Below are 25,026 nucleotides of genomic sequence, written 5' to 3' on the forward strand. Positions count from 1 at the left end.
GGTCATCATACAAACAGACGGGACAACATAAGTTTTTTGTTATATGTTCCTGACTGGATATTAAACAAATGAACTGTTTAATTAGTTATCTTAACCAGACGCTTAAACAGCAATAGCATATCCCCGACGTTGCCTGTTCATACAGGTTATCAATAAGACTGTCAGCCACAGACTGCCAGCGCTTTCATCGTTCTGACATAACTTGCCCGAGGCGCTTTAACCTTTGGGGCAGCTTATGAGCTGCTCCCCTGACCTGATAATACGTTCAGTTAACCTTGTTATCTGATCGTTATTATCTGACCACGCCAGGTAAGTTCACTGGAACATGACAACCTGTTTCAATCAACAACGGAAAAAGCATGGAAAACACCACCTATCAGATGAATGAAGGCTCACTGGCTATCCCGGACAACTGGCGGGATGAATCCATGAATGTATTTGTGCTGCCGGACGACAGCGGCATCAATCTGGTGGTCAGCCGCACCCCGGTCCCCGCCGGCACGGATAACCCCGCTTACTATGAACAGACCCTGGCACAGTTTTGCACCCATCTGCCCGGGTACCAGGAGCATCAGCGCAGCGAAATCACCCTCAGCCAGCAACCCGCCCGCCGTCTGGATTACCAGTGGAAAAGCCCGGAAGGCGACATGTACCAGACCGTAATACTGCAAATCCGGGGGCCGCTGCTGCTGACCTTCAACCTGACCTCCCCCGCGCCTTTTGAAGACGGCCAGCGTGATGCTCTGCTGGCCATTGTCCACAGTTTTCAGGCGGCCTGATGACCTGACAGGAGGAACACCATGTCACTTGGTGATGAAATCGTCACCCGGATAGCGCGGGTTGGCGCCCGGCACGCGGTGCACGTCTCCCCGCCACAGGGCTCTCCCGGTCCGGCCGCCGCCCGTGAGGGCGACCCGATTAAACATGCCAGCTTCCTGGGGGCGCTGGCGGGCGCCATTACCGGCGCGCTGATAGGGGCGGCGGTCTTTGCCGCGGCATCGGCACTGGTGGGGCTGACTATCCTTACCGGCGGGCTGGCCACTGTCGCGGTCATTGCCCTGGGGACCGCCGCCACATTTGCCCTTGGCGATGTCATCAGCGCCGCCAGTTCGGCCGTCACGAAAATGGTGGACAGCATCGGCCCGCCGAGCGGCGCCCTGGCGAGTGGCTCCCCCAATGTCTTTATCGAAGGCAAACCGGCGGCCAGAGCCACCACCGATACCGCCGTTTGCAGTAAACACCCGGCGCCCCCCCTGATTGCTCAGGGCAGTGAAACCGTGTTTATTAACGGCTCGCCGGCGGCCCGGGTGGATGACAAGCTGGCGTGCGGCGCCACCATAAAAGCCGGGGCCAAAACGGTGTTTATCGGCTCCGGGCAGGGGACTTACCTGGCAGTCGCCGAAGAGTTCTCCGCCTGGGAGCGGGCGATACTGATGGCGGTTGAATTTCTGGTGCCGCCGTCACGCGGCGCCCTGAAAGGGCTGGGTAAACTGTTTACCAAACAAACCGGGGCAAAGGTGGTCAGCGGGGCGATTGCCGGCGTCAGGCATGCCGCGAAGATAATCACGGGGAAAACCCTCTGCTGTGCCAAAACCGCCTTCAAAGAAACTCAGGGCGTGAAACGTTACCGGGAAGCGACGAAAAAATTCTTTACCGGCGACCCGATTGACGTCACCACCGGCCAGCTGTTTGACCAGCGGACCGATATCACCCTCGGCCAGACCCTGCCGCTGGTGTTTCTGCGCAGCTGGGCGCCGGAGGAACAGGGCTTACTGGGGCCGGGCTGGACGGACAGCTTCTCCGAATGCGCCCTTGCCACCGGCGACCGGGTAGAAATCCGCACCACCGAAGGGGCATCGCTTTACTTTGCCTTACCGGCCGCTTATACCCACAGCGTCAACCCGGACCACCCGGATTTCACCCTCAGCCGGGGAGAACAGGGATATATCCTCCGTCACCGGGATTCACCGGTTCGCAAATATTTTGCGCTGTCCTCTCCGGCCTCATCCGAAGGGACGCAGCGCTGGCGGCTCACGGAACACCGGGACGTGTATGACAACCGGCTGCGGTTTATCTATAACGAGCACGGCCAGCTGACACAGGTTCTCCACAGTGACGGGCCGGCGCTGACGCTGCTTTATAACCTGCGCGGACAACTGACAGAGATACGCCGCACCGATGAAGGGTTACAGGAAGTGATGGCCCGTTATCACTACCATGATAACGGCCGGCTGGCGGAAGCGGACAGCGCCCAGCAATTTCATCTGTACTATGAATATAACGCCCAGGGCCTGATAAGCCGCTGGTCCGATGGCGACCAGACCTGGGTGGATTACCGTTATGATAAACAGGGGCGCTGTACTGACAGTGTGGGAGCCGGCGGCTTCTATCCGGTCCACCTGGATTATGCCCCCGGCCTGACCCGCTCCACCACCCCACAGGGGCACACCACCACCTGGCATTACAACGACCAGCAGTTAATCACGGCAATCCACACCCCGTGCGGCGGCGTGACCCGCTATGACTATGACCGCTGGGGCAATCTGGTCAGACAGATATTACCGGAAGGGGAAACCCTGACGCTGACTTATCTGGCCGATACCGGCCGGGTCACTTCGCTGACGGAGGCCGACGGCGCGGTATGGCAATACAGCTATGAGGCTGACAGCCTGCAACTGACCGGCATGACCGACCCGCTGCAACGCACCTGGCTGCCTCAGTATGATGAACAGGGCCAGCCGGCCGGATTCATTGCACCGGACGGCCGGAAAACCACGCTGACCCGCAATGCTTTCGGGCTGGTGACATCCGAAACAGACCCGGACGGCAACAGCCGCACACAGGAATATGATAAGCATCAGCGGCTGGTGCGGGTGCTGGATGAAGAGAACCGGACCGTCAGTCTGGGTTATGACAGTCAGGACCGGCTGCGCAGCCTGACTGCGGCGGGGGCGCTGTGGCGCTGGCGTTACAACCGTCATCACCGGGTGGCGGTCAGTGACCGGCCGGACAACCAGCTGGAACACTTCACCCATGACCGCCACGGGAACGTAACCTGCTGGACCGATGCCCGCGGCGTAAAATGGCAGGTGGAGTACGGTCCGTTTGACCTGCCGGTCGCCCGGCGTGACGGCGAGGGGCATCGCTGGCAGTATCGTTATGATGCCGACACGCTGCAACTGACGCAGGTGATTAACCCGCAGGGAGAAACTTACAGCTATACCCTGGATGCGGATGGCCGGGTTATCACCGAGCAGGATTATGCCGGCACGCAGTGGCATTATCGCTATGACCGGTCGGGGAACTGCATTGAAAAGCGGGACGGGGAAGAGAATGTGACCCGCTACGACTATGATGCCGCCCGCCGGCTGACGGCGCTGCACGCCCCGGAAGGGACCACCCGTTATCATTACGACAGCGTGGGCCGGCTGTTAACCGTGGACTCCCCGGACAGCACCCTGCATTTTGAATACGACGAGCAGGACCGGATAGTGCGGGAAATCCAGCCGCACGGCGAGATTCTGCGTCACTACCCGGATACCCGCACGGCAGAACGGCAGTTGCTGACCGGTGAAACAGCGCCGGTGGCCGGTCCGGCCCGGTTTAGCGGCCAGACCCGCCTCTGCCGCTGGCAGAGCCGGCGGGAGGTTAACCGGGTGGGGGAACTGATTAAGCTGACGCTGGCGGAGCAGGCGCCCCTGACCCTGGAACGGGATGACGCCGGCCGGGATACGGGCCGTTATGTGGACGGGGGATTTATTCTGCGTCAGCAGTACAGCCTGATGGGCCAGTTAACCGCGCAACGGGCCGGCCGCAACCCCTACTTTTTCCGGCCGGCTGAACCGGACGAGATTGAGGGACCCGCTTACGCGGGCGTGGCCCGCCGGTATGAATACGATACCGCGCTGAATCTGACCGCCGCCAGTGATGACGGGCAGCAGGTCAATTATCTCCTCAACGGCAACGGCCAGGTGATTTCGGTGGGGGAAGGCCGGACACTGCGGGAGCATTATCAGTATGATGAAACGGGGTACCCGTCAAGACGGTTTGACGGGGTGCAGGAGATTATGGGGGAAACCCTCTATCAGGAGGGCCACCGCCTGAACTGGGTGGGCTCGCACCGGTTTGTTTACGACCGGGCCGGCCGCATGCAGGAGAAACAGTTTTTAGCGGAAGGGTGCCAGCTGGCGCTGACGAAATACCGGTGGAACAGCCAGAATCAGCTGACCGGGCTGATTACCCCGGACGGGATAGCGTGGGAATATCGCTATGACGCCTTCGGGCGGCGGACAGAAAAACGGTGTATCCCGAGCGGTAAGCGGACCACCTACCTGTGGGACGGCGACGTGCCGGCAGAAATCCGGGAGTATCAGCACGGCCGGCTGAAAATGATCCGCCATCTGGTGTTTGACGGCTGGGAACTGATAGCGCAGCAGACGCAGGCGTTTACGCTGAATCTGGACAACCGGGTGGAACTGATGGCCGGGGAGGTGCAGACCCAGTATGCGGTCAGCGCCCCGACCGGCGAGCCGCTGGCGCTGTTCGACCCGACGGGTAAACGGGTGTGGCGGCGGCCGAAGCAGTCCCTGTACGGGCTGCGGCTGGGCGGATACGGCGAAAACCCGCAACTGGACCCGGGCCTGAGATTCGCCGGACAACTTTTTGATGAAGAAAGTGGTTTATTCTATAACCGGTTCCGCTATTATTTGCCGGAAGCGGCGTGCTACCTCAGCCCTGACCCTTTGGGGTTAGCAGGAGGAGTAAATCCTTACAGTTACGTGCATAATCCGACTGGTTGGATCGACCCGCTGGGTCTTGCTGGCTGTCCAGCAATTAAAGACTCATTTGAACAAGCTAGAAATAAGGCATTAAATTGGCTTACAGATAGAGAATTTAAAGCAGAGAGAGTGAACACTGGTAAGTTTGGTTCTACAAAGAACCAGCCTGTCGGAATGACTACCGCTGATGGAAAAACAGGTTTTAGAATTGAATATGATGAAAGAAGCGGTGCCCATATTAATGTCTTTAGTGGAAAAGAAAAAGGTGAACATTTCCTTTTTGATGCTACTGAGAAAACAGTTACTAAACTGCAAAAGCTATTTGATCTTCCATCAAAACCGTGGAAAGGCTCATGACTCTTGATGAAGAAATTAGAAATGAAATCAATCAACAACCTAATCCTCCAGTAATAATAGATGACTGGGAAGAAATAGCCGATTCTTTATCAGATTCTTTTGAATGGAAAGGCTCTAAAATAGATTGGTCAAAAACCAATAATCATCAAAGTTGTTTATATACGAAAGATGATGATTTGGAATTATTAATGAATAAATTTGTTGCAGATCATTCTCTTAACAAGGTCATATCTAGCAGTAAAACAATTTATTATATAAATGATTCATCTTTAGACTTTGCAATCGCTATGAATCCAGAGCAATTCCATGCTATTTCTTTGCTTGTTATTAATAATGTGCCACAACATCATTATTTTTTTGATGAAAATAAAAAATGGTGCTTTGTTATTAGCTCTGAGGGATATATAGATTTTGGGTTCTCTAATTTATCCTAAAACATATTAATAAGGCCGGAAGATCCTAAGTGATCTTCCGGCCTTATTAATGATCTATCTTGGCGAATACCCACAGTAAGGTAATGTTCCGGTGGACTCACCGTAAACGTCCGGTCATCTCACCTTGTTCTTCCCCTCCGGCCCCTGCTCGCTACTGCTTCCTTACCTTCACCTGGAGACTGACACCATGAGCCGTAGCCGATATACCCCGGAACAAAAACAGCAACATGTGACCCAATGGCGCCACAGTGACCTGACCCGAAAACAGTATTGCCAACAGCATCAGCTGAGTTTTTCCTCTTTCCGCGACTGGATTGCCGACAGTCACAAAATGCGCCAACCTCTCAGCCAGACACTGCCCGCCCTCTTGCCGGTTTCACTCCAGCCTGACGACGCGCCCACCGTCACCCTGCATACCCCAGACGGCTATGCCATCGTCTGTCCATTGACGCTGTTGCCTGATGTGACGCGGGTACTGGCCCGATGCTGAAACCGCAACAGCTTTTTCTGGTGCGAGAGCCCGTCGATATGCGCCGGGGCATTGATGCCCTGACCCAGCACCTGGAGGGACTGAATTTACGCTGGCAGGACGAAGCCGCTTTTGTCTTCTGTAACAAGGCCCGCTCCCGTCTCAAGGTGTTGCGCTGGGACCGACACGGTGTCTGGTTGTGTATCCGCCGTCTGCATGCCGATACCGATTCGCGGTGCTGGAAACCCAGCTGTCACGCCTGCATTTCCCGGAAGCTCCCCGGCGGCCCGCCCCAAACGGACAGCCTTATACCGACGACTTTACCCTGTGAAGATATCTGGTTGGCGCTGGAGACGGCGCCTTACTTTTATTACCAGAGAACCGTTGATATTTTTTCTATCTCCGCCCCGGAGACAGTTATGCTTATTTACTCTAGACGTGATACCTGACGGCTTCCACAAAAGCCATAAAAGCCGGTGAAGCTTGTCGCCGGTTGGGATAATAAAGATGAAATCCCTGAAAATATGGGCACCAGTCTGCTAAGACTTCTTTTAGTTTCCCGTCGGCAATGTAGGGTTTAGCTAAATATTCAGGAACATAAGCCAGTCCTATACCATCCAGTGCGCTATTCAGAAGATGAATAGTACTATTTGAGGTAAATTGCCCATTGACCCGAATATTCAGCTTTCTGCCATCTTTCTCAAATTCCCACACGTAAACACCGCCAACAATTGAATAACGGGCATTAATACAACAATGGTTTGTCAGATCATGAGGAGATTGCGGAATTGGATGCTGCTCAAAATAGGCGGGTGTCCCAACTACGGAGAGGCGCCAATCCGGACCAAGACGTACTGCTATCATGTCTTTACTGATAGCTTCGCCAAGCCGGATTCCTGCATCAAAACGCTCATTGACAATATTCGTGAAGCCGTAATCGATATTGACCTCCACGTTGATGTCAGGGTATCTGGCAAGAAACTTGGCAAGCATGGGCCTCAGGATCATCTGTGCCGCATCGTCTGAGCAAGTGATCCGAATTGTACCCGCAGGTTTATCCCGAAGTTCACCCAATCTTTCAATTTCAGCGTTAATCTGCTCAAAAAGAGGACTAATAGAATGTAATAATCTTTCCCCTGCTTCTGTCGGTGCGACATTACGTGTTGTGCGGGTTAATAAACGTACCCCGAGTCTTCCCTCCAGAGCTTTAATGGTGTGGCTGAGTGCTGATGGCGTGACGCCCATTCTTGCCGCTGCCTTTGTAAAACTTTGCTCCTCTGCCACTAACAAAAATGCTTGCAGATCATCCATCCTGAAACCTCAATTGTTGAATTTTTCTCACAAGAGCATGCTAATTATAGCGTCTAATCAAAGAAACACTATGCAATTAAGATCTACATGAGTTTGATTATCGCCATAGTTGTTTGGGATGCATAAAGCACGTCATTCCGTTCTGCTATCAAATGAATGCCGGAGAAAAATGAAAACTGTTGATATTGATGTAAGACCATACACGCATTCAACACAGCCTCCTGCATGGGGAGCGGTCTTTTCGATGGCTCTCTGTGTTGTTGTATTGATTGCGTCAGAATTTATGCCCGTCAGCTTGCTAAGTCCAATTGCACAGGACTTGCAGATGAGCCAGGGGCAGGTGGGTCAGGCTATTTCAGTTTCAGGCTTTTTTGCCGTGCTGACCAGCCTGCTGAATACTCCCCTGACAGGTAAGTTCGATCGGAAAAAAGTGCTGCTGAGTTTCACGCTGCTTCTGACAATATCCGGGGTGATTGTGACACTGGCCGTTAGTAACGTGGAGTTCATGGTCGGACGGGCTTTATTGGGCATCGCCATTGGTGGTTTCTGGTCAATGGCGACGGCGACTGTGATGAGGCTGCTTCCACCTGATTCTGTTGCGAAAGGGCTGGCTCTGATAAACGGTGGCAATGCGCTGGCAGCGACCATTGCAGCCCCGCTAGGTAGCTTTTTGGGACAGTATATTGGCTGGCGAGGCGCTTTTTTTATGGTGATCCCACTTGCCATACTGGCGTTTGCCTGGCAGTGGCGGGGGATTCCTGCGATGGAAGCCAGTAAAAAAAGCGAAGCAGTCAATCCATTCAGGTTGCTAAAAAAAACGCAGGTTGCCTTGGGTATGGCTGGCATTATGTGGTTATTCATGGGGCAGTTCGCGGTTTTTACCTATCTGCGGCCGTTTCTGGAAACGATTACTGGCATCAGTGTGACTGAATTATCCTTCACGTTCCTTCTGTTGGGTGCTAGCGGTCTGGTTGGAACATATTTCATCGGATTGTTATTAAAAAAACGGTTGTTTGCCTACCTGATTGCTATCCCTCTCGCGATGGCAGTGGTTGCGGTAGTCCTTACCATTTTCGGAAATTCTGGCATAGCGGTTGCGGCGTTACTGGCAACTTGGGGATTAGTCGCCACGCCAGCGCCGGTTGCCTGGGGACTCTGGTTGAGCCGCGCACTGCCGGATGATGCGGAAGTTGGTGGTGGCCTGATGGTCGCGACTATTCAGCTAGCTATTACGTTAGGAGCCAGTTCCGGCGGAGCAATGTTTGATGTCATGGGTTGGAAAAGCCCCTTCGTCTTTGGCGCGGTATTACTGTCGTTATCTGCCATTTTTACCTGGGCTGCGCAGCGTTCAGCTCATCCAGACGTTATTGCTCATGGGTAAACATGGGCAATAGCAGAGAAAAATGTACTGACTTTTATATTTCATTAAAGGCAAATATATGAACATGAAAAAGATAGTTTCAGCAATAGCTTTGAGTACGATGTTATCAACATCGGCAGTAGCATCTGCCGCGGATACGCTGGCTTGGGATAAAATATTTGCGCAAAGTGACAAGGTAATTCACCAGAAGGTGTCGTTCTATAACCGTCTGGGAATTAATCTGGTTGCCGATATGTATATTCCAAGAAACTTGGATATGTCGAAAAAGCACCCAGCTATTATTGTTGGTCATCCTTTTGGGGGCGTCAAAGAGCAGAGTTCGGGTTTATACGCCCAGACAATGGCAGAGCGTGGTTTTGTCACTCTGGCTTGGGATGCATCCTATAACGGCGAGAGCGGCGGTGAACCTCGTTCGATTGCCTCCCCAGAAGCTTTTGTGGAAGATTTCAGTGCTGCTGTTGACTTTATTGGCACCCGCTCATTTGTTGACAGAAATCGCATTGGTGTCATTGGTATCTGCGGGAGCGGAGGGTTTTCACTCAGTGCTGCGGCTGTCGATCCTCGGATGAAGGCCATAGTGACTATCAGTATGTATGATATGGGCCGGGATCGCCGTCAGGGATTGGGGGACACAATGACCAAAGAGGATAGGATCAAAGCACTTGAAGACATTGCCCAGCAACGCTACGTCGAATTTGAAGGTGGGCAGAAACGCTATGTTATCGGGACTCCGGAAGAAATTACCGCCGAGTCACCCGCTGTAGCTCGCGAGTTCTATGATTACTACCGGACGCCGAGGGGACACCATCCTCGTTCAACAACAGCAATGTCTCTGACCAGCAACCCGGCATTAATGAATTTCTTTCCGTTCTCTCAAATAGAGGCAATCTCGCCCCGTCCGATTCTGTTCATTGCGGGAGAGAAAGCTAATTCTCGTTACTTTAGCGAGGATGCTTACAAATTGGCGGCTGGGCCTAAGGAACTTTACATTGTTTCCGACGCATTGCATGTGGACTTATATGATCGGACGAAATTCATTCCATTTGACAAGATTACATCATTTTTCACTCACAACTTGAAATAAGGTAATAACAAACTAAAGGCGCCTTTAGTTCCAGGCCGCTGATAAATCGCGTTTAAAATAGCGAGGTTCGTCAGCGGCCTGAATACCCTTTTTATAACAGGCATCAACAATGTGGAGCATATCAGCCGTATTGCGCCTAGAGGAGGCTACTGTCTGCTTTGCCCGGTTTTAATATGGCTCAGAGCTGAATGATGATGCTCCGTTAAAACCTAAGATATTAAGAAAGTTACTGCGCGGTATATCCACCATCAATGGGGTGGAAACTACCGGTGATAAAAGACGCATCCTGAGATAATAAGAAGCAAACTAGTGCAGCGACTTCATCTGGTGTTCCGAGGCGGCCGATAGGCTGAAGCTTGATCGCTTCTTGGACTACATTGGTGTCGATCCTGGACATCAACGGCGTGTCGATGTAACCAGGGCCGACGGCGTTGATCCGAATCCCTTGTGTAGCGTATTCCAGCGCGGCGGTCTTTGTCATGCCTAGCAACGCATGCTTGGCTGCTACGTATGCAATCGAGTTGGCGAGACCAACACTACTTGCGGCCGAGGCCATGTTAACAATCGCACCACCGCCGGAAGCCAACATCGCGGGGATCTCGTACTTCATTGAGTACAGCACGCCGTGCATGTTGACATTGATGACCTGATGCCAATCATCCAACGGATAATCTACGGTCTGATGAAACGAGCCGACTATCCCTGCGTTGTTGACTGCCAGGTGTAGTGCTCCAAAGGTCTCTACCGTTTGAGCCACTAAGCGCTCTACCGCAGATGCTTGGGAGACGTCGAGCTGAATGGCGATAGCCTTATCAAGGTCATTGGCAAGAGCTTGAGCTGCGTTGCCGTCAAGATCGGCCACGACAACTTTTGCGCCGTTTGCAGCCAGTCTGCGGCAGATTGCCGCACCAATACCCATAGCTCCGCCGGTAACGATTGCCACCTTACCGTTAAAATTTAAAGTCATATATTCTACTCCTGTAAATGATGCGAAATAAGTTCATACTATCCTTGACTGCCTGTGGCATATCCTCAATCGATTCAGGCAATTCAGCATTTTTAATAAGTGATCAAATTAGTTCTAGCTTGTATTGGCCCTTTTTTCTATTTACATTAACGATATTATCTTAATCTTATTAAAATAATTCCTAATAAATTGTTTTTCAACTTAATCTTATGTTTTGTATAATTTGATGTGTTGAATGATTTTGTAAATATTGAATAAGTCGTATTATGGATTAATATTGTATCTATTGTTTAGAATAGATGGCTAATTTTACTGGTGTTTGCCAAAATAAAATTTTTTATAATTAAATGTAAAGTTTTAGTTTGTATTTAAAAATATTTAATGGTTTTCAATAATATAGGTTTGATATTAGTATGAATAAAATAAAATGTAACGTGATTTAACATTTATATATAATAAGTTCACATGATGATTCCACTTTTAATAATGCAGTTATGTGTTTTTCAATGAAAATTTCAGGAAATTAAAAGAGGTTTCTTATTTAGAGTGATAAATTGATGGTAAAGATTATATCTGTTGTTTCAATCGTAAAGCAGTACCGTATATCAATTCTTTATCAAGTCGGTAAAGTAATTAGTTTAAGCTTCTGAATAGGAAGTTGGTAATCAGTTGTGATGGAAATGTTTTATAATTCTAATATATTAAAATATAATGAATTGTTTGGCATTAGTGTGACGATTTGGGATAAATGGTGTTCTCGAGTTTTTCCTATGTAAAAGCAAGATTGAGGAAAGTGATAATCGCTATTGAATAGTTTTCACTTGAAAAGACTTTACCTGTTTCTCTAATCTAAGTAAATCATTGAGGTAAGGTACAATAAAGTCAATTTGTGAAAAATAATCTTAATGGGCAGGGGTATTGTTGTTGTCTGAAATTTAAGAGCATTTAGATATAGTCAATTTTCTTAACTGGATAGTTAATTCTACATTAAATTATTGTCAGATTGTTCACTTCTTTTGTTGTTTTGGATTATCGGTTTACTCTGGTTTTTAAAAGTTAAATTACGTCAAATTTTATTTTGCATTTAAGTAAATAAATTTCTAGCGTTATTAATGAATAATTATTTATTTATTCTTTTCATCTATATGTAGCAGATTTCATTTATTCACTTTTTATTCGCTTTTTATTCACTAAAAGTGCATAAATTGTGCATAAAAATACTTTTTGGAATTTTGAACGAGATCAAAAAGTATTTTTTTTGTGTCTAACTTGTGTTGACTTTGTTAAAGGCGGGCAACAGTATCTGTCTAGTGGCTGTGCAGCTATTTTTGGGAATAGTCATGGGATTAATAAGAATAATATTAAAAAGATCCTGTAATTCTATTATTTTTAAGGATTTTTAGGTTTCAGTTTGGTAAACCTTTTCCTCGGCATACATTAATAAGTTGTGTAAGTGTGAGACGAAAAATGATGCGGGGTATATTACTTTCTTTCGTCCGTGTACTCTCTATTTTAAGGGGAAATGATCTATGTTAGAAAATATTCAGAGAAGTTGGTTTGATCACTATATGGTTCCTTGTTTCTCTCCTGCCAGGTTCATACCTGTTCGGGCCAAAGGTTCGAAAGTATGGGATCAGGATGGTAAGGAATATATCGATTTTGCAGGTGGAATTGCCGTTAATTCATTAGGGCATGCACATCCTGAGTTAAAGGATGAGTTAATTTCTCAGATTGAGAAAATATGGCATATAGGTAATGGTTACACCAATGAACCTGTCCTGAAATTAGCAAAAAAACTCGTGGAAGGTACTTTTGCTGATAAAGCATTTTTCTGTAATTCAGGAGCGGAAGCTAACGAGGCAGCATTAAAGTTAGCAAGAAAATATGCCTCTGATAAATATGGAAAAAATAAAAGTGAAATTATTTCGTTTAAAGATTCTTTTCATGGGAGAACATTATTTACCGTTACAGTAGGAGGGCAGCCAAAATATTCACAAGATTATGCTCCCCTTCCGCAAGGAATTACCCATCTTCCTTATAATGATTTATCGGCAATTAAAGAACACATTTCTGAAAATACCTGTGCGGTTATTGTCGAACCTATTATCGGTGAGGCCGGTGTTATTCCCGCAGATCCTGCGTTCTTGCAGGAATTACGTACTTTGTGTGATCGTTTTCAAGCGTTGCTTATTTTTGATGAAGTTCAAACTGGGGTAGGTCGTACAGGGTATCTTTATGCTTATCAGGAATATGGTATTGAGCCTGATATTCTTACCAGTGCTAAAGGTCTCGGCGGCGGCTTTCCTATCGGCGCTATGTTAACAAAACAACATATTGCAGCGGTTTTTCAACCAGGAACGCATGGTACTACGTTTGGTGGTAATCCTTTGGCGGCAGCAGTTGCCAATAAGGTGCTTTCCATTGTTAATCAGCCGGAACTGCTCACCGGCGTTTTGCAACGTCATGATTACTTCATGGATAAATTGTCGAAACTGAATCAGCGTTGCCGAATATTCAGTTGTTTGCGCGGTAAGGGGCTGCTTTTAGGCGCTGAATTGGATAAGGCTTGGCAGGGTAAGGCGAAGCAATTAACTAATTTGGCCGCAGAGGAGGGGTTAATGGCCTTAATCGCGGGTCCAGATGTATTGCGCTTTGCGCCGGCATTAAATATCGACTTTGCTGATATCGATGAAGGTCTGGCTCGTCTTGAAAGCGCCATCATGCGGTTTGTCGGTTAATAGTAAGGTTTATAGGTTAATAGTAAGTTGAAGGTGACGTTATGATGCTTTTCCGAGCTGTCCGGCATAGTGACTTAAATGGGGTTCAGTCTTTATCTCAACGCGCTGGTATAGGTTTGACATCTTTTCCCAATAACCTGGAGCAACTACGCGCACGTATTGCGCGTAGCGTTGATACTTTTGATGGAAAACTGTCCAGGGCTCAACAGGGATTCCTTTTTGTGCTGGAAGATACCAGTGTGAATCGGGTGGCGGGTGTCAGTGCCATCGAAGTGGCGGTTGGGCTGGAAGAGCCGTTTTATAACTTTCGGGTACAAAAAACCGTTCGCTCATCACGTGAATTGGGGATTTATAAATCTATTGAAGCGTTAACTTTGGAGCAAGATCAGACCGGTAACAGTGAATTATGTACCTTGTTTCTCGATCCAGAATATCAGAAGGGGAAAAATGGAACATTTCTCTCCAAAGCTCGTTTTCTTTTTATCGCCGCATTTAGGGATATTTTTTCTAAAATTATATTCGCTGAAATGCGGGGAGTTGCAGATGAGCAAGGAAATTCCCCTTTCTGGAATTCATTGGGACAACATTTTTTTGGTATTCCTTTTTCTCAGGCAGATTACTTAACCGGTATTGGATCGAAAACCTTTATTGCAGAGCTCATGCCCCTTCACCCTATTTATATCTCCTTATTATCGGCTGAGGCTCAGAAGGTGATTGGGCAGGTCCATGAAAAAACTGTACCTGCGAGGGCCATTCTTGAAAAAGAAGGTCTTGCCTATCAAGGCCATATCGATATTTTTGATGGCGGCGCTTTATTACAGGCTGAGATTGACCGGATACGTGCGGTAAAAGAGAGCCGCCTCGTTCCTGTTAGTAAAGCAGCATCAGTGACCAGAGATGATGGTGTTTCTTGCATCGTTGCCAATCAGCAGTTTAGTGAATTCCGAGCGCTTTTATTAAATGTGGCGTGTGACAGTAATGAACTGTTTTTAACAACCGCTGAGATGGATGCACTTCAAGTAAGCGATGGGGAGCAGGTTCGACTGGTTAGTCTCTTTCCAAAGGAAAATTAAACATGAATTATAAAGCACATTACATTGGGGGAAGATGGATTGAGGGGCTGGGTGAGTCAATAACTAAATTTTCCCCAATAGATCAACAGATTCTGTGGCAAGCTAACAGCGCTGATGCTTCTCAGGTCAGAGCCGCTTGTCATGCTGCCCGCGAGGCGTTTTATGTCTGGTCGCATTTGCCCGCCAGTGAGCGGATTAAAGTCGTTCAGACGTTTGCGGCTTTACTGAATGAGGAGAAAGAGACGCTTGCTCGTGTTATCAGTCAGGAAACCAGTAAACCGTTATGGGAAACGCGGACTGAAATACAATCCATGATAGGTAAAGCGGCGATTTCTATCGAAGCGTGGGAACAGCGTACCGGTGAATCAGAAACGATTATGCCAGACGGCCGTGCCTTACTGCGTCACCGTCCTCACGGTGTGATGGCGGTTTTTGGTCCGTATAACTTTCCCGGGCATTTGCCTAATGGTCATATTATTCCTGCGCTTATTGCGGGTAATACGCTGGTGTTTAAACCAAGTGAATTGACGCCGATGACCGCGGAAGAGACGGTGAAACTATGGGAAAAAGCGGGTTTGCCCGCCGGTGTGCTCAATCTGGTTCAGGGAGCGCGCAGTACCGGGACTGCATTGCTGGAGGATAAGCAGATTGATGGCGTGCTGTTTACGGGGAGCGCCAATACTGGTTTTCACTTTCACCGCGTGCTTGGCGGTCAGCCGGAGAAGATGTTGGCGCTTGAAATGGGGGGAAATAATGCATTGATCGTCGATGGTTGCGACGATATTGATGCCGCGGTTTACACCATTGTGCAATCAGCATTTATCTCAGCCGGTCAACGTTGCACTTGCGCCCGCAGATTGTTGGTGAAAAATGGCGTGCATGGAGATGCGGTGATTAAGCGTCTGGTGGAGGTGACAGAACGGATCGTGCCATCCCATTGGGATGCCCAACCTCAGCCGTTCATCGGTGGAGTCATTTCTCTACAGGCTGTGCAAAATCTATTGGAAGCTCAAGATCGGTTGCAAAAACTGGGAGGGATCTCTTTGGTCTCGCTGGAGCAATGTCAGCCGCAATCAACGTTTCTGACCCCCGGAATTATTGATGTTAGCCAAATCGCTGATGTTCCTGATGAAGAGTATTTCGGGCCGCTGCTCATGCTTATGCGTTATGACACATTTGATGAAGCGTTGGCAATCGCCAACAACACCCGATTTGGGCTGGCGGTCGGTTTAATTTCGCCGGATGCTGCTTTGTTCCAGCGCCTGTCAGAAGATGCCAGAGCGGGCATTGTGAACTGGAATAAGCCGTTAACCGGGGCTTCCAGTAAAGCGCCTTTCGGCGGCATTGGCGCGTCAGGAAACTACCGACCTAGTGCTTATTATGCTGCCGATTATTGTGCCTGGCCGATGGCATCTCTGGTTGCCGACGAACTTACTTTTCCTGAGACGCTTGCGCCGGGGATCTGCTTCCCTGATTAACCGTTTAACGGAATAGGTTTCAATTTATACAATTTTTTCAGAGGGATTTATGGCTGGTTTTGAAGCGAATTTTGATGGGTTGGTCGGCCTGACCCATCATTATGCGGGGCTTTCTGTGGGTAATAAGGCTTCGATTAATAATAAGGATAGCGTATCTAATCCGCGTAAAGCCGCGTTGCAAGGTGTGATGAAAATGAAAGCGCTGGCTGATGCGGGGTTTATTCAGGGAGTGCTTCCTCCGCAACAACGCCCTAATATCCCTGCCTTACGTAATTTAGGTTTTGTCGGCAGTGATGAGCAGATACTTCATAAAGCGGCCAAATATTCTCCGGTGTTATTATCAAAACTGAGTTCTGCTTCATCAATGTGGACGGCAAATGCGGCAACCGTGTCGCCTTCGGCGGATAGCGCTGATCAGCGAGTTCATTTCACGGTAGCAAATTTGAATAACAAGTTGCACCGTTCGCTGGAAGTAGAAACGACAGCCGCCGCGTTAAAGGCCACGTTTGCTGACCAAAACTATTTTGTCCACCATCAGGCTCTTCCACAACATGAAGATTTTGGTGATGAAGGGGCGGCAAACCATAATCGCCTTGGCGGTGATTATGATACTCCCGGCGTACAGGTGTTTGTTTATGGCCGTAGTGTGTTTCGCGGCGGCCCGGTACCCAAACATTATCCGGCGCGGCAAACATTGGAAGCCAGTGAAGCGATTGCCCGACTGCATCAGCTTAATCCGGCGCAAACCGTTTTTGTCCAGCAAAACCCGGTCGCCATTGACAGTGGTGTTTTCCATAACGATGTGATTGCGGTCAGCAACCGAAATGTCCTTTTTCATCATCAACATGCTTATCTTCATCAATCTCAGGCACTGGCCGAAATTAAGCAGAAACTGGCGGTGTTGGGACAGGATTTTGTCTCAATTGAGGTGCCGTCTGAGCAAGTAAGCATTAAAGAGGCCGTTAATTCCTATCTTTTTAATAGTCAATTGTTGAGCAAAACTGACGGAAAGATGATGATCGTTGTTCCTGAAGAGTGCCGTCAAAATGCTGTCGTTTGGAGCTATTTACAGTCGCTGATTGCGCAATCCTCTTCACCGATTAATGAAGTTTGTGTTTTTGATCTGCGGGAAAGCATGCGCAATGGCGGCGGCCCGGCTTGTTTGCGTCTGAGGGTGGTACTCAATGATGCTGAATTTCGTGCTGTTAATCCTGCAACATTGTTGAATACGCCGCTCTACAATCGCCTGACCGAATGGATAACGCGCCATTATCGTGACGAATTATGTGCCGGTGATTTGGTTGATCCTCAGTTACTTCGTGAAGTTTATACCGCTCTGGATGAGCTAACGCAGATCCTGAATTTAGGGTCGATCTATGAATTTCAGCGCTAAATTGGAGCAGATATGGATCTGTTAACATTATTGCTTGAAAAAAAACTTGCCGACCACCTGACATTTCCAGAAACAATGAGCGCACATTGGTTGTCAGAAGGGGTATTGCAACTGATTCCCCATGAGGGAGAAAATCGGTCTCTGGTGATTTCTGCCGGCATTCACGGTAATGAAACCGCGCCCATTGAAATATTGATTCAGTTACTCGCGCAGTTGGCGGATGGTACGTTAACACTAAAAAATAAATTGTTGATCATCTTCGGTAATTTGCCTGCGATACGGGCGAATCGACGTTATTTACAGCATGATTTGAATCGCATGTTTAGTGGCCGTTATCTGGATTTCCCGCAGGGAGATGAGCGATCGCGTGCGGCTGAACTTGAAGATGTCGTGAGTTGTTTTTTTGCTGAACCTTCGGTGTCGTCGACAAATATTCGCTGGCATATTGATCTGCATACCGCTATCCGCGCTTCTCACCATGAACAATTTGCCTTGTTGCCTGTCAAGAGCCGTCCCTTTTCCGCTGAATTTATGCAATGGTTGCATGACAGCGATATTGATGCACTGGTTTACCATCGTGAGAAAGCCGGGACTTTCAGCCATTTTCTGAGTGAAAAGTTTGGGGCGGATAGCTGTACGATGGAGATGGGTAAAGCAATGCCTTTTGGGGAAAATGATTTAACCAAATTCCAAAAAATTACCGATGCCCTTTATAACTTAATTTCTTTATCACCAATAACTGCACGCATTAAATCTGAGCTGAAACATTATCAGGTAATTGACTCTATTATTAAGAGTGATAATAGTTTTCAGCTTCATATACCCACAGATACCTTGAATTTTACTGAATTACCAGAAGGATTTGAAATCGCCAGCCAACATGATCGCCATTGGAAAATTAAATTTCCGGCGAAATTTATTTTATTTCCTAATGCTGAGGTAGCTAATGGATTAAGGGCGGGACTGTTACTTGCGTTAAATGAAAAAATAATTAAATAAGATATTACTCTAATTTCTTCCTGAAGCCGTGGTAACTTCTTATTTGGGAAGATTTGGCAGTCAACTGCTTCTTTAATGACGGGCGGGTATTATCATGATAAAAAACAATAAAACTCAACAAAACCTTTCGGCAGAGAAATTTGCTGATACACAAACGCTTCATAGAGGGCTGAGTGCGCGTCATATTCAATTGATTTCTATTGGTGGTGCTATTGGCACAGGTTTATTTATGGGATCAGGAAAAACCATTGCCGTATCGGGTACATCGATCATTATTACCTATGCGATTGTTGGTTTTTTTGTCTATATGGTAATGCGGGCAATGGGAGAATTACTCCTGACGAAATTGAGTTATCGCTCTTTTGCCGATTTCGTTTCCGATTATTTAGGCACCAAAGCCAGTTTTTTTCTCGGCTGGACTTACTGGATGAGTTGGATTGTCTCTTGTATTGCTGATGTTGTTGTATGCGGCGGCTACATTCAATATTGGTTTCCCGGCGTTTCTCTTTGGGTGCCTGCATTTATAACGTTAGGTTTGCTGGGTACTTGTAATCTTCTTTCTGTCCGCTTATTTGGCGAAGCTGAATTCTGGTTCGCCATGATTAAAGTCATTGCGATTTTAGCGCTGATTATTATTGGTGTTGGTATGGTGATGGTAGGTTGGCAATCACCAGATGGTATGATCGCTTCTGTGAATAATTTAACTGATCCATCGGTATTTCTGCCAAATGGTATTTTTGGTTTTTTTGCTGGTTTCCAAATAGCGATTTTTTCTTTTACCGGTGTTGAGCTAGTTGGCACGATGACGGCAGAAACCAAAGATCCGGAAAAGATATTGCCGAAAGCCATTAATAATATCCCGATAAGAATTATTATTTTCTATATTTTCTCCATGTTAAGCATCATTGCTGTCACTTCCTGGGGGCGAATTTCAGCGGAAGTTAGCCCTTTTGTGACGCTATTTGCCTTGGCTGGTCTGCCTGCCGCCGCCGCAGTGGTTAATTTTGTTGTGTTAACGTCGGCAATGTCCTCTGCTAATAGTGGATTATATGCCTGTACACGTATGCTTTATGGCTTATCAACAGAAAAGAATGCCCACCGGAAATTTAAAATTCTTTCCCGTAATACCGCAATTCCTGTACATAGCTTGATGTTTTCTTGTTTCTGTATGGTGATTGGTACGTCGCTTTTATTTATCATACCGAATGTCATGCAGTTGTTTACTATTGTATCCACCGTTGCTTCGATTATGGTGATTTATAGCTGGTGTGTGATTTTGATTGCCTATTTGGTTTATCGTAAGAATTGCCCTGATGTACATAAACGTTCAATCTTTAAGATGCCTTTGGGGATGTTAATGACTTGGATAACCCTGACCTTTTTCATCTTTACCATAGTGGTAATGGTTTTTGACCCGGATACACTGGTTGCACTTTGTGTCACGCCTTTATGGTTTATTTTGTTAAGTATTTTATGGCGCGTAAAAAAGAGAAATGAGGCACAGGAAGAACAACGTTATCAGATATCAAAAGAGAGTTTTCGTTCGTAGTCAGCTAATTGAGAAATAATGAATTGAAGCAGCTAGAAAAATGGCTTCAATGGTGATCTCATATTAGCCGAAACGGCTCATTTGATTGCATGATATTCAACGAATACCAAACAATTACCTCAGGTGATAATCAAATCGTTTGGCGGGCGGGGGTTTGCCTTTGCAGATATTTTAGTCAGAGTTGCGTTATTTCTTTTGACCTACTTCCAATTGAGAATTTGTTAAGTCCATTAGTTTTCACCTGCTAAGTGTTTAGTCCCTTCAATGCCAAATAGGCTTCCATGCTACCTGTATTATTAGTCGAATCTGGCATTGGATATTCATGATCTCGGTGCTTTTATTAAATTTTAAATTAAATTTATTGATGCTTTATTTTGTTTTTCGTCAAATTTTTTAATTCATTTTGAATCGTTGACCGTTTTAGTTAATGCCTTTGGTCTCTCCGAGGCAAGGATATACAACATTAATCTTGGCTGTTAGTGTATATTAAATAGTACAGGGTGTGGATTTAATAATTAATATTATTAATTGTTGTATGATAGATTGTATGTAAATATATTATCTATTATCAGTCGATAATTGATAATTGATAATTGTTGTGTGGGAGGATGTTCATAGTGAGTGAAATTCAGCAATCCACCAGGAAAATTAAAATGGGTTATACGGTTTCCATAACTATAATACAGCCTTTAAGTTTCTAATAAAATCAATAATATAAATATAGGCACATATGCAGCAAATTAACATCTCAAACAGCCACCGTTTGGTTCAATCCGAGGCTGAGCTACTCGACCTTATTCTCGCCGAAGTAACTAATACTCCACATCCGGATCTCGTCATTATGGCAGGGCATTTCATGCTCTTCCTTGACGAAGAACGGGGATGCCTCGTACCGGGGGTTATCGAAGAAAATAGTTCGCCCATGCGAGAAAAAATTGAACGACGTGTAGGAATCTTTCCAGGATATACTTGGGAACTTGGTGTTCGAATCGCAGAGCAGCTTGATCCCCAATTCGAAGCGATTAAATTTCTATTGCTTATCAACGATTGGCAATATGTTTCGCGCGATAATGGGCCTGCATCCGAATTAAGACGTGTCTTCTACGAGCAATTCTCCGCGCTTCCGGCCTCATACCAATCTATCTTGGAGCGCAGCGGGCGATTCTCTGAACAAAACATACTTGCAAGCCGCAAGCACCCTATTGCCTACCCGGAGACTTGGCTGAAATATCGGTTCCAGAAAAGCGCCGATAAGTTGGTCAAAGCGGGGCTATTAAATCGTCGGGTTCTCGACAATGGCCCTGATGCTGGAACCGAAATTTCTCTTGTGGACGAAAACGGCGACTATCGTCCTCTCATTACCTGTGGTGTTACCGGATGTGCGGGAGAGATCACGGAGATGATCTCTGAGGTCTACAACGCGCAACATCGCCTTCTGGTGATTTTTGCCCCCGGCGAATGTTTCCAACCGGTCAAAACAGGGGTAAGCACCGCGCTCTCTCTGTATGGGCTTTCGGGTATGAAGGTGATTGTTGCAGATCCCGGTGGAAGCGGAGAGATGCAGCAGCAAGAGATCTATTCGAAGCTCGTTAACGTTGCCGTCTTCACTTCCTGATAGGGAGTCGCTATGAATGTCAATGAAAACCCGACTGGCACAATCTATCTGGATCATTGCGCCACGACACCATGCTTTCCAGAGGTCGTCGACATCATGCGATTCTATATGGAGCATGAATTCGGCAATGCTTCTTCCGCTCATGTGATGGGGCGTCGTGCCCGGCATGCGATTGAGAACGCCACCCAACAAGTTGCGTCTCTCATCGGCGCCCGCCCGGAAGAGATCGTCTTCACATCGGGCGCTACAGAAGCCAACAACATCGCTCTTTTTTCGAGTTTTGCCCACAACGAATGCGCTCCTGCGGGAGCGCTGCTTTGCCCCATCGACCACAAATCTGTGTTGCTCGTCGGCAAAGAGTTGGCTCGTCGGGGGCTTGCTGTCGAGTATCTGCCGGTTGCCGCCAATGGTCGGGTAAAACCGGAAGATGTCATGACTAGACTGACCGCCGACACCCGTATCGTCAGCGTCACTCATGTGAATTCTGAGCTAGGCACCGTTCAGCCGGTGGATGAAATCGCCGCAATCACGCGTCGGTCAGGCGCTTGGCTACATGTGGATGCTGTCCAGTCTGTCGGCAAAATTCCTATGAACGTCAAGGAAACGGGAATTGATATGCTTTCATTTTCCGCCCACAAAATGCGGGGGCCGAAAGGAGTCGGGGCACTTTTTGTCGATGCGCGTATTGCCGCACGTTTGAGGACCTTTATCTATGGCGGCGGTCAGAATCATTTGCGTAGCGGCACCTTGCCGACGCCGTTGATTGTAGGGTTTGGCCTTGCGTGCCAGATGGTTCAGTCGACCCTCATGCAACGCCAGGCAAAAGTCACCGCATTGAGAGACTATTTCATCACTCGTCTGCATCAAAGAGTGCCGAACGCAGTGTTGAATACCGATCTCTCTTGCAGTTCCCCATATGTCGTGAACGTTCAGTTCAAAGGTATCGCTTCGGAGGCGTTGATATCCGGGTTGCATCAGGTGGCTATATCGTCAGGTTCAGCCTGCAACTCCGCGGAACTACAGCCTTCGCATGTGCTCACAGGTATTGGCTTAACCTCGGCTCAGGCCAATGCGTCGGTTCGGTTCTGTTTTGATCCGGATCTCGATAATGCGATACTGGATACCGCAATTGAACACCTTGTCTTCCGATTAAATTCTATTCGCTAGGAGCATTATCTATGACTATGCAAACTTCCTCCTCAAGCTCTGGCACTGGTTTTTACGAACGGGCTTTTGGTAGTTTCTCTGCGGAAGCGGTATCCGAGGTACGCAAAGAGACTTATGGCGAAGACCTGGGGCAAAACAACTGGTCCTCTGCTGATGAGTTTAGAAAGTTCTCCCAATGGCTTCAATTATCTGACCGCTCTCATGTGCTGGATGTATGCAGTGGGTCTGGAGGGCCGGCTCTGTTTTTGGCAAGGACCAGCGGCTGTAGGGTGACGGGGGTTGACATTAATCCTCACGGCCTCCTTACTGCCCGGCAACTTGCGGCAGATTTCGGACTGGAAGATCGAAGCAACTTCGTCGACAGTGATGTTCGTCAGCCTCTGCCATTTCCCGACGGCACCTTTGACGCGCTATGGTGCATCGACTCGGTAATTCATATTCCCGATCGGCTGGCCTTGCTGAGTGAGTGGTGTCGGCTACTGAAGCCCGGCGGACGGTTTTTATATACTGATCCTACCTTGGTAACGGGCATGCTCAGTAAAGAAGAGATAGTGATACGTGGCATGCCAGGTTATTTCCTTTATAGCCCAGTCGGATTGAACGAGCGCCTGATCAATGAGGCGGGCCTTTGCCTCGAAATGCAGGTGGACCTGACACAAAGCGTTGTTGAACTCAGCGAACGCTGGAGTGCCGGGCGTGAGAAGCGCAAGGAGCAGTTTATCGTAATAGAGGGTGAAGAGACGTTCGAACGTATGCAGAACTTCTTGTCCACCACTCGATTAGTCTCAATCGAACGCAGGTTGTCGCGCGTGGCCTTTGTCGGTTATCGTCCGTGATATCCTTTACCTCCTGCCCATTGGGCAAGGAGGTATCCTACCTATTTGCGTGTGAATAATGATGTTAACCTACCGAAGTGCATTCAACTTTCCTGTCTCGGGTTGGATGCCTGGCTTGACCGCTTACTAAAAATTCAATGAATGATAAACCCGTTTACTCGTAGAGTAATTATGTTGTACTGACTATGCGAAATTGAATTTAAATTAATTTAAAGTAAATGTAGCGATTGTTCAAAAATATATTTTTAATGTTATGGAAATGTGTATTTTATTTAATTATATTTTAGATTTTTGGAATTAATCTAAGTAGTTATTTTGTTTTATTATCAGCATGGTGTTTTTATTGCGATTATAATATGTTTTTGACCATTGTAGTATACATGGTTATATAATCATTTTATTATTGCCATGTTGTCTTGATATATAAATTAAATATTTTTTGTTTTAATCATATTGGAATTTGTTTTTGTTTTTTATGATTTAATAACATATCGTTATCTAGGTCAGGTGGTAACAATAGAGAGTGATTTAATTGATTAATTTATTATCGGTCATCCGTAATGATATGTTTTAAAATAAGTATATTAATAACAGCAATGAAATTTATTTTTATTCTATTGAACGTTAAATTTCTTAATTGAATAAAGCAAGGAGATAAGTATGATTTTAAATAAAAAAGTTTTCCTGATTTCCCCTTTTTTGCTCGCAGTGAGTAGTTTTAGCATGGCATGTAAGACAGATCCAAAGATAGAAAAAATAATCACTAAAAATGGGCTGGAAAAGACCAAAGTGATGTCTATGTATAAAAATTGCACACTTTCAGTCTCAGCAGATACACCAAATAAAGTGACATTAGTAAATAATAAAGCGGCAAATCGTGATGCTGAAGCAAAAAAAGCGATGTATTGGTATAGAGGGATGGGAATAAAGGAATATAAAGCATTTCACCAGAATAAGTATAAAAGTCTTCCTTGTGTTAAAGGCAAAAGTTTTTGTGGAATTGCTCCCGAATATACTTATTCGCAAGGTTATCTGACAAATAGCAATCCTGGCGTTGTTGTTGAGTTTAGTACAATAGAACCCAGTTGGTTATATAATGATTTTAAAATTAAACATAAGTGTGAGTATAAAGCTGAAGGGGGAGGAACATATGGGCTTGGTGTAACAGGAACATCGGCAAGTTGTGATTCAGAATACCAGAGAGTAGGAATAGGAAATGTATTTAATAGGTGGTTATCAGAAAAGCCAGCTAAAATAGATGTCATAATTTCTTATGTATTGTTAGCAAAATAGATTTCAACTATATACCTGTCATCTTTCAAGTTGCCTCTTTGTTGGCTGCACTCACTCACCCCGGTCACATAGTTCTCTATGCTCCCGGGGATTCGCTCCCTTGC

At 46.9% G+C, this 25,026-nt stretch carries 18 protein-coding genes and 1 pseudogene; 17 read left to right on the forward strand and 2 right to left on the reverse strand.

The genetic code is table 11. The annotated features are described in order from the left end of the window. Positions 1-359: 359 nt before the first annotated feature. The 5 genes and pseudogenes from BA1DRAFT_RS02530 to tnpB all read left to right on the forward strand — a co-directional run. A complete protein-coding gene (locus tag BA1DRAFT_RS02530; RefSeq protein WP_036775859.1) occupies positions 360-779 on the forward strand; it encodes a DUF1795 domain-containing protein in 420 nt (139 codons plus the stop codon). A 21-nt stretch (positions 780-800) separates the two neighbouring features. After that, the gene (locus BA1DRAFT_RS02535) at positions 801-5,135 is read left to right on the forward strand and encodes an RHS repeat-associated core domain-containing protein (RefSeq protein ID WP_235200948.1); all 4,335 of its coding nucleotides are present in this window, start codon (positions 801-803) and stop codon (positions 5,133-5,135) included. After that, positions 5,132-5,569, forward strand: coding sequence for a hypothetical protein (locus tag BA1DRAFT_RS02540; RefSeq protein WP_036775861.1), 438 nt, complete (start codon positions 5,132-5,134; stop codon positions 5,567-5,569). The genes BA1DRAFT_RS02535 and BA1DRAFT_RS02540 overlap by 4 nt, the downstream gene beginning before the upstream one ends. Before the next feature lie 187 nt (positions 5,570-5,756). Next, positions 5,757-6,059 (forward strand): IS66 family insertion sequence element accessory protein TnpA, encoded by a 303-nt coding sequence (tnpA, locus tag BA1DRAFT_RS02545; protein WP_036775863.1) that lies wholly within the window; start codon positions 5,757-5,759, stop codon positions 6,057-6,059. Continuing rightward, positions 6,053-6,256, forward strand: a pseudogene (gene tnpB / locus BA1DRAFT_RS02550) (IS66 family insertion sequence element accessory protein TnpB); the annotation flags it as partial. The gene tnpA and the pseudogene tnpB, both read left to right, overlap by 7 nt. Positions 6,257-6,470: 214 nt before the next feature. Here the strand turns inward: tnpB and BA1DRAFT_RS02555 are convergent. Next, entirely contained in the window at positions 6,471-7,349 is an 879-nt protein-coding gene (locus BA1DRAFT_RS02555) for a LysR family transcriptional regulator (protein ID WP_036775865.1), read from the reverse strand. Positions 7,350-7,518: 169 nt separating this feature from the next. Here BA1DRAFT_RS02555 and BA1DRAFT_RS02560 point away from each other — a divergent pair, with 169 nt between their 5' ends. Further along, positions 7,519-8,730, forward strand: a complete 1,212-nt coding sequence (locus BA1DRAFT_RS02560) for an MFS transporter (RefSeq protein WP_036775866.1) — start codon at positions 7,519-7,521, stop codon at positions 8,728-8,730. 64 nt (positions 8,731-8,794) lie between these two features. Beyond that, a complete protein-coding gene (locus BA1DRAFT_RS02565) occupies positions 8,795-9,814 on the forward strand; it encodes an alpha/beta hydrolase (RefSeq protein WP_082303617.1) in 1,020 nt (339 codons plus the stop codon). Between the two features lie 226 nt (positions 9,815-10,040). On the opposite strand, the gene BA1DRAFT_RS02570 is transcribed toward BA1DRAFT_RS02565, so the two are convergent. Further along, entirely contained in the window at positions 10,041-10,781 is a 741-nt protein-coding gene (locus BA1DRAFT_RS02570) for an SDR family NAD(P)-dependent oxidoreductase (protein ID WP_036775870.1), read from the reverse strand. Positions 10,782-12,310: 1,529 nt separating this feature from the next. Between BA1DRAFT_RS02570 and astC the strand changes: the two genes are divergently transcribed. The 10 genes from astC (at position 12,311) to BA1DRAFT_RS02620 (ending at position 24,922) form a co-directional block, all read left to right on the forward strand. After that, positions 12,311-13,519 (forward strand): aspartate aminotransferase family protein, encoded by a 1,209-nt coding sequence (astC, locus tag BA1DRAFT_RS02575; protein ID WP_036775871.1) that lies wholly within the window; start codon positions 12,311-12,313, stop codon positions 13,517-13,519. A gap of 44 nt (positions 13,520-13,563) precedes the next feature. Continuing rightward, a complete protein-coding gene (astA, locus tag BA1DRAFT_RS02580; protein ID WP_229001395.1) occupies positions 13,564-14,592 on the forward strand; it encodes an arginine N-succinyltransferase in 1,029 nt (342 codons plus the stop codon). 2 nt (positions 14,593-14,594) lie between these two features. Next, entirely contained in the window at positions 14,595-16,070 is a 1,476-nt protein-coding gene (gene astD, locus BA1DRAFT_RS02585; protein WP_036775874.1) for a succinylglutamate-semialdehyde dehydrogenase, read from the forward strand. A gap of 49 nt (positions 16,071-16,119) precedes the next feature. Continuing rightward, positions 16,120-17,463: an N-succinylarginine dihydrolase gene (astB, locus tag BA1DRAFT_RS02590; RefSeq protein ID WP_036775876.1), complete on the forward strand. Its 1,344-nt coding sequence runs from the start codon at positions 16,120-16,122 to the stop codon at positions 17,461-17,463. A gap of 12 nt (positions 17,464-17,475) precedes the next feature. Next, on the forward strand, positions 17,476-18,462 hold the full coding sequence (astE, locus tag BA1DRAFT_RS02595) for a succinylglutamate desuccinylase (RefSeq protein WP_051560626.1): 987 nt from the start codon (positions 17,476-17,478) through the stop codon (positions 18,460-18,462). Positions 18,463-18,556: 94 nt separating this feature from the next. Next, entirely contained in the window at positions 18,557-20,011 is a 1,455-nt protein-coding gene (locus tag BA1DRAFT_RS02600) for an amino acid permease (protein ID WP_036775877.1), read from the forward strand. A gap of 730 nt (positions 20,012-20,741) precedes the next feature. Continuing rightward, the gene (locus BA1DRAFT_RS02605) at positions 20,742-21,626 is read left to right on the forward strand and encodes an LPD16 domain-containing protein (protein ID WP_036775879.1); all 885 of its coding nucleotides are present in this window, start codon (positions 20,742-20,744) and stop codon (positions 21,624-21,626) included. A 12-nt stretch (positions 21,627-21,638) separates the two neighbouring features. Continuing rightward, positions 21,639-22,793, forward strand: coding sequence for a cysteine desulfurase family protein (locus BA1DRAFT_RS02610; RefSeq protein ID WP_036775880.1), 1,155 nt, complete (start codon positions 21,639-21,641; stop codon positions 22,791-22,793). Between the two features lie 11 nt (positions 22,794-22,804). Beyond that, positions 22,805-23,629, forward strand: coding sequence for a class I SAM-dependent methyltransferase (locus tag BA1DRAFT_RS02615; protein WP_036775882.1), 825 nt, complete (start codon positions 22,805-22,807; stop codon positions 23,627-23,629). 660 nt (positions 23,630-24,289) lie between these two features. Then, positions 24,290-24,922 carry a hypothetical protein gene (locus BA1DRAFT_RS02620; RefSeq protein WP_036775883.1) on the forward strand — a complete coding sequence of 211 codons (633 nt, stop codon included), beginning with the start codon at positions 24,290-24,292 and terminating at the stop codon, positions 24,920-24,922. Positions 24,923-25,026 lie beyond the last annotated feature (104 nt).

This window comes from Photorhabdus aegyptia, from assembly GCF_000612035.1.
GTDB classification, from domain to species: Bacteria; Pseudomonadota; Gammaproteobacteria; order Enterobacterales; family Enterobacteriaceae; genus Photorhabdus; species Photorhabdus akhurstii.

Bases quoted from the DNA above. Each gene is read 5' to 3' on its own strand.
- BA1DRAFT_RS02530 (WP_036775859.1), top strand. From the start codon at position 360: ATGGAAAACACCACCTATCAGATGAATGAAGGCTCACTGGCTATCCCG.
- BA1DRAFT_RS02535 (WP_235200948.1), top strand. From the start codon at position 801: ATGTCACTTGGTGATGAAATCGTCACCCGGATAGCGCGGGTTGGCGCC.
- BA1DRAFT_RS02540 (WP_036775861.1), top strand. From the start codon at position 5,132: ATGACTCTTGATGAAGAAATTAGAAATGAAATCAATCAACAACCTAAT.
- tnpA (WP_036775863.1), top strand. From the start codon at position 5,757: ATGAGCCGTAGCCGATATACCCCGGAACAAAAACAGCAACATGTGACC.
- BA1DRAFT_RS02555 (WP_036775865.1), bottom strand. From the start codon at position 7,349: ATGGATGATCTGCAAGCATTTTTGTTAGTGGCAGAGGAGCAAAGTTTT.
- BA1DRAFT_RS02560 (WP_036775866.1), top strand. From the start codon at position 7,519: ATGAAAACTGTTGATATTGATGTAAGACCATACACGCATTCAACACAG.
- BA1DRAFT_RS02565 (WP_082303617.1), top strand. From the start codon at position 8,795: ATGAAAAAGATAGTTTCAGCAATAGCTTTGAGTACGATGTTATCAACA.
- BA1DRAFT_RS02570 (WP_036775870.1), bottom strand. From the start codon at position 10,781: ATGACTTTAAATTTTAACGGTAAGGTGGCAATCGTTACCGGCGGAGCT.
- astC (WP_036775871.1), top strand. From the start codon at position 12,311: ATGTTAGAAAATATTCAGAGAAGTTGGTTTGATCACTATATGGTTCCT.
- astA (WP_229001395.1), top strand. From the start codon at position 13,564: ATGCTTTTCCGAGCTGTCCGGCATAGTGACTTAAATGGGGTTCAGTCT.
- astD (WP_036775874.1), top strand. From the start codon at position 14,595: ATGAATTATAAAGCACATTACATTGGGGGAAGATGGATTGAGGGGCTG.
- astB (WP_036775876.1), top strand. From the start codon at position 16,120: ATGGCTGGTTTTGAAGCGAATTTTGATGGGTTGGTCGGCCTGACCCAT.
- astE (WP_051560626.1), top strand. From the start codon at position 17,476: ATGGATCTGTTAACATTATTGCTTGAAAAAAAACTTGCCGACCACCTG.
- BA1DRAFT_RS02600 (WP_036775877.1), top strand. From the start codon at position 18,557: ATGATAAAAAACAATAAAACTCAACAAAACCTTTCGGCAGAGAAATTT.
- BA1DRAFT_RS02605 (WP_036775879.1), top strand. From the start codon at position 20,742: ATGCAGCAAATTAACATCTCAAACAGCCACCGTTTGGTTCAATCCGAG.
- BA1DRAFT_RS02610 (WP_036775880.1), top strand. From the start codon at position 21,639: ATGAATGTCAATGAAAACCCGACTGGCACAATCTATCTGGATCATTGC.
- BA1DRAFT_RS02615 (WP_036775882.1), top strand. From the start codon at position 22,805: ATGACTATGCAAACTTCCTCCTCAAGCTCTGGCACTGGTTTTTACGAA.
- BA1DRAFT_RS02620 (WP_036775883.1), top strand. From the start codon at position 24,290: ATGATTTTAAATAAAAAAGTTTTCCTGATTTCCCCTTTTTTGCTCGCA.